This window comes from Methanobrevibacter sp. 87.7 (assembly GCF_002208625.1).
GTDB lineage: Archaea > Methanobacteriota > Methanobacteria > Methanobacteriales > Methanobacteriaceae > Methanarmilla.
The window spans coordinates 1-5633 of record NZ_MRCT01000123.1 but is presented as its reverse complement, the minus strand read 5'-3'; the positions used below and the strand labels follow the sequence as shown (position 1 = coordinate 5633).

The 5633-nt window shown below is 25.5% G+C and carries 2 protein-coding genes; both read right to left on the bottom strand.

The genetic code is table 11. The annotated features are described in order from the left end of the window. Positions 1 to 1164 precede the first annotated feature (1164 nt). On the bottom strand, positions 1165 to 2514 hold the full coding sequence (locus BGI41_RS06325; protein ID WP_088539608.1) for an O-acetylhomoserine aminocarboxypropyltransferase/cysteine synthase family protein: 1350 nt from the start codon (positions 2512 to 2514) through the stop codon (positions 1165 to 1167). 555 nt (positions 2515 to 3069) lie between these two features. Next, on the bottom strand, positions 3070 to 5166 hold the full coding sequence (locus BGI41_RS06320; protein ID WP_088539607.1) for an acetate--CoA ligase family protein: 2097 nt from the start codon (positions 5164 to 5166) through the stop codon (positions 3070 to 3072). Positions 5167 to 5633: the final 467 nt, after the last annotated feature.

Here is a 5633-nt window from a genome sequence, read left to right as displayed (position 1 = left end):
AATAAAAAATACTTCCAAAATACAAAAAACAAATTTAAAAAAAATATAAAAAATACAAAAATTAAACCATTAAAAAAAAAAATTCTAAAAATTAAAAAAAAAAACAAAAAACTTACAAAAAAAAGATCAAAAAATCTAAAAAATAAAACTTACAAAAAAAATCAAAAATCTAAAAAATCAAAATCAAATTCAATAAAAAAAAGTAGATTATAAAAAAAGCCTAAAATGAAATGAATCATTTTAGGCAATTGTATTGTTTATTAGAGATAATTTAATATAATATAGAACAATAGTAAAAACCATTATTCTAAGGGCTTTTTTAAAAATTTTATAATCACATAATTTAATTATATAATTTACGTATTTAAAATAAACAATTATCATAATATAATTATACCATATATTGTGTTTAGAAATTAAGGCATTACGAAAGATTGGAAATATAATTATAATATAATAACTGTTTTTTAATTGTAATATTGTTAAGTTGGGGAGTTAACAATAAAACAATATCTATTTTATGATTAGAGAAATTTTGGGGCATTAACTAATATAAAATATTATAGAGAATTATAGAAATTAGATAAATTGGGGCAATATCTAATAACTATAACTTTGAAAGTTAATTAAATAATCCATAGATTATTCATAGGAATATAACTTAATATTTTTTAAGAATTTTTTTACAATTTTTATAAATTAATAAAATTATTCATGGAATTAAATTAATTCAAACTAAAACCTTAAAAACTAACTCACAAAAATTTTTAAGGTAATATTTTAGTAGAATTGAAAAACTCCTATAATATTGAGGTTAATTTCTTTTGAGAAAGACATATTAATATTAAGGATTATTAATTATTTTTATAAATTTGAATATTACCTCCTTTTAGATTTTTTAATGTATTAATAACAATAAATGAATAATTAAGATAAATAACTTTTATTATCTTTATACCATCTCCTATTATTTTAAAGTATTCAACTACTGAGAGCTTGATTCGTAAGATATTAGATTAGGTAAAATTTTAAAGTGAAATATGGGCTAAGAAAATATATTTAAGGATTTAATCCAATATCTTATATATCTCCTATAGTCGACAGTACTCTAAAATAAATATAATTTTAAAAGATGACATTTAATCACATCTTAATTAATTATAATTATACATTTACTTTATCTAATGCTTGATCAAAGTCAGCAATAATATCTTCAATGTTTTCAAGACCAGTAGATACTCTGATGAAATCAGGAGTTACTCCTACTGCACGTTGTTCTTCTTCAGATAATTGTGAATGAGTAGTACTTGCAGGGTGGATAACTAAGGTTTTTGCATCTAAGATATTTGCAAGGTGTGAAGCAAGTTTTACATTTTTAATAAATTCAATTGCTTGATCATGACCACCTTTAATTCCAAATCCTAAAATTGCACCATAATATCCTGGGTCATCACCAGTTCCTTCAGGATTACCTAAGTATTTTACTGCAGTTTCATGTGAAGGATGTGATTTTAATCCTGGGTAATTTACCCAAGCAACTTTTGGATGTTGTTCTAAGTGTTTTGCAAGAGCAAGAGCATTTTCAGAATGTTTTTTAATTCTTAAATCTAAAGTTTCAAGACCTTGTAAGAAAAGGAAACTGTGTACAGGAGCAAGGGTTGCACCTAAATCCCTAAGTAATCTTGCTCTAATTCTAATTGGGTATGCGATGTTTCCAATTCCACCAGGAACATTACTGAAAGATTCCCAGAAGTTTAATCCATGGTAAGATTTATCTGGTTCAGAAATTGTTGGGAATTTACCATTACCCCAGTTGAATTTACCACTATCTACAATATATCCACCAATAGCAGTACCATGTCCACCTACAGCTTTAGTAGCTGATCCTACAACTACATCTGCACCATGTTCAAGAGGTCTTAATAAACCTACAGCAGAAGTGTTATCAATGATTAATGGTATATCGTGTGAATGAGCAATATCTGCTAATTTTTCAAAATCAGGTACATCTAATTTTGGGTTTCCAATAGCTTCAGCATAAATTGCTTTTGTTTTATCATCAATTGCTGCTTCAAAAGCATCATAATCATCAGATTTTACGAATTTAACATCACGTGCTAATTCTGCAAAAGTATCTTCAAATAAATTGTAAGTACCACCATAAAGGTTATCTGCAGCTACAATGTTATCTCCAGGTAAAGTAATGTTTAAAATAGAATAACTAATTGCAGCTAAACCACTAGCAGCAGAAATACCATAATTTCCACCTTCTACAGCAGTAATCCTTTGTTCAAATGCATCATTAGTTGGGTTAGTTAATCTACCATATATTTGACCAAATTCAGCTAATGCAAATCTATTTGCTGCTTGTTCTGGATCTTTAAATACATAAGATGTTGTTTGGTAAATAGGAACTGCCCTAGCACCAGTTGCTGGATCCGGTTCTTCTTGACCAGCATGTAAACCTAAAGTTGCAACACCTTGTCCTCTTTTTGTTGTATTATCATAACTCATTTTTTTATACCTCTATTATAAATTTTTTAAAATTTTATATTTTTATATTTCAAATTTTTTCAATTTAAATTTTTTTAAATAATAATCTGCAAATTAATGCAATATGAGATTGAACAGTTAATTTTTTTTACCACATAAAAATATAACGATAGTTATATAAAATTATGTTTTGCTTTCACATTATAATTAAATCATTAAAAGCAATTATTTATTCAATATATAACAATTGTTATAACTTACATATAAATGTTTTGAAAAAACACAAATTGTAAAAAATTATAAAATTATTATATATTGATAAAAATTACTAAATCTATTTTATAAAAAGCAATTATTTATTCAATATATAACAATTGTTATAACATATATATAAATATTTTGGAATATTTTTGAAACTTAAAAAAATGTTACATATTAAAAAAATTTACTTTTTACATATTAAAGCAATTATTTATTCAATATATAACAATTGTTATAACTTACATATAAATGTTTTGAAAATAGAAAATATAAAAATTTAAAAAAAAATAAAAAAAGAAAAAGGATATTAAAATTTTATAATTTAATTTTAATATCTAAAGCACTTGATCCATCTTCATATACAAATATTGGGTTAATATCTAACTCAGATATTTCATCAAAATCAAGTGTTAATCTTGCAACACGTTTAATGGTATCTTTAACTGCAGCAATGTCTCCAGGAGCTTCTCCACGATAACCATGTAATAATTTGGAAACTTTAGTATCTTCAATTTGTTCATCAATTTCTTCTGAAGTCATACCTTTAGCAAGTTTAAATGAAACATCTTCAATAAGATTTACAAATATTCCACCCATACCAAATGAAATCATTGGACCAAATTGTTTATCTCTTATCATACCAACAATAACTTCAATACCTGAATCCATCATTTTTTGTACTTCTACACCATTAGGAGTTATTTCAGGGAATGCTTTTTTAGTGTTTTCAATAATTTCATTATAAGCTTTTTCTGCTTCATCCCTTGAAGAAATACCAACTTTTACACCACCAATATCAGATTTGTGTAAAATTTTATCAGAAGCAATTTTTAAAACAACAGGGAATTCCATTTCTTCAACAAGATCTGCAGCTTCTTTAGCAGAAGTTGATAATTTAATAGGTGCTGCTGAAATACCATAAGCTTCAGCAACTGCATATGCTTCACTACCAAGTAAAGTATCTCTACCTTCAGATTTGACTTTTTCAAAGATATCTTCTACGAATTCTTTATCAACATCCTTAATTTCATCAACAGGATTATCATAAGTTTTATCTTGTAATTCTGCAAATTCACAGAGATATTCAACTACTTTTATAGCTGGTTCTGGGAATACATATGATGGAATACAATTTTCTTTTAAAAGTTTATTTGAGTATTCAAATGAAGGTCCACCCATGTTTACAGCAAGAATAGGTTTAGTAGAATTAGAATAAACATCAACTAATGCTTCAGCAATTCCAGCAGTATCTGCTTTAGCAGTAGGACAAACAATTACTATAATACTATCTACGTCATCATCATCAATAAGTACTTCTAATGATTTTTTATAACTTTCTACAGCTCCATCACCTAATACATCAATAGGATTATTTGTAGTTCCTTCATCTGGAATAAATTCTTTTAATTTATTAACAGTATCATCACTAAATTTAGCAAGGTTAAGATTATATCTTTCCATTGCATCTACAGCAATAACTCCTCCTCCACCAGCATTAGTAACAATTGCAACATTACGTCCTTTTGGAAGTGGACAGTTAGAGAATCCTAAACCTACTTCAAATAATTCATTCATTGAACTTGCACGGAAAATTCCAGATTGTTCAAATGCAGCATCAAATGCAGCATCACTACCTGCAAGAGCACCAGTATGTGAAGAAGCAGCAGCTGCTCCAGCAGCACTAGAACCAGATTTTAAAATAACAATAGGTTTTTTCTTAGATACTTCTCTAAGAGTATTAACAAAATCATCATCAGGAGTTACACTTTCAAGATAAACTGTTATAACAGCAGTTTCAGGATCATTAGCTAAATGGTTAATGATTTCAATTTCATTAGTACCTGCTTTGTTTCCTAAAGAAATACATTTACTAAAACCAATTCCTGAATTAAAACTCCAATCAATAATAGCTACCATCATAGCTCCACTTTGAGATAAGAAAGCCATGTTTCCTTTAGGAGGAATGGTTTGTGCAAATGAAGAATTAATTGGTGTATGTGAATCACTAATACCTAAACTATTAGGACCAATTAGATTCATATTATATTTATTAACAATATTAGATAATTCCTCTTCTAATTTAGCTCCTTCTTCACCAGTTTCTTTAAATCCTGCACTAATAACAACTACATTATTTACTCCTTTTTCACCACATTCTTCAAGAACAAGATTTACACCTGCAGCAGGAATGGAAATAACAACTAAATCAGGTACTTCAGGTAAATCTAAAACACTAGAATAAGCTTTATATCCTTGAATTTCATCACTCTTTGGATTAATAGGATAAATAGTACCTTTATATCCACCGGTAATAATATTATCAACAATAATATATCCCACTTTTCCTTCAGTATTTGATGCTCCTATAACCGCAACAGAATTTGGTTTAAACATCTTGTCAAGATCTGCCATAATTTAACTCCTTAAATTACTTAATTACTAATTAATCAAAACTATTTTAAAATAAATAGTATTATACTTCAAAAAAATCAAACAAAGCAATACTTTTATTTAAACATAAATTTGATTTCTAAACATATTTTAAATTTTATTATTAAAATCTTATATTAAAGATTTAATCATTATATAATCTTTAATATTTAATCATTATATAATAAATAATTTATCATTATAAATAATTAAAGATTATTATTTTATATATAATATCAATAAATTTTAAAAAATGATTTAAAAATATTATACTAAAATAAATTTTATATTACTAGATAATTTATAAAAAGTAATTTATAAATATTTTTAAAATCAGATAAAATTTGTTAAAAAAATAAAAAAATGAAAATAAAAAAGCTAAAAAATAATAAAAATATAAAATTAAATCTATAAAAATTTTTAAAAAAATAAACAATTAACTAAAATAT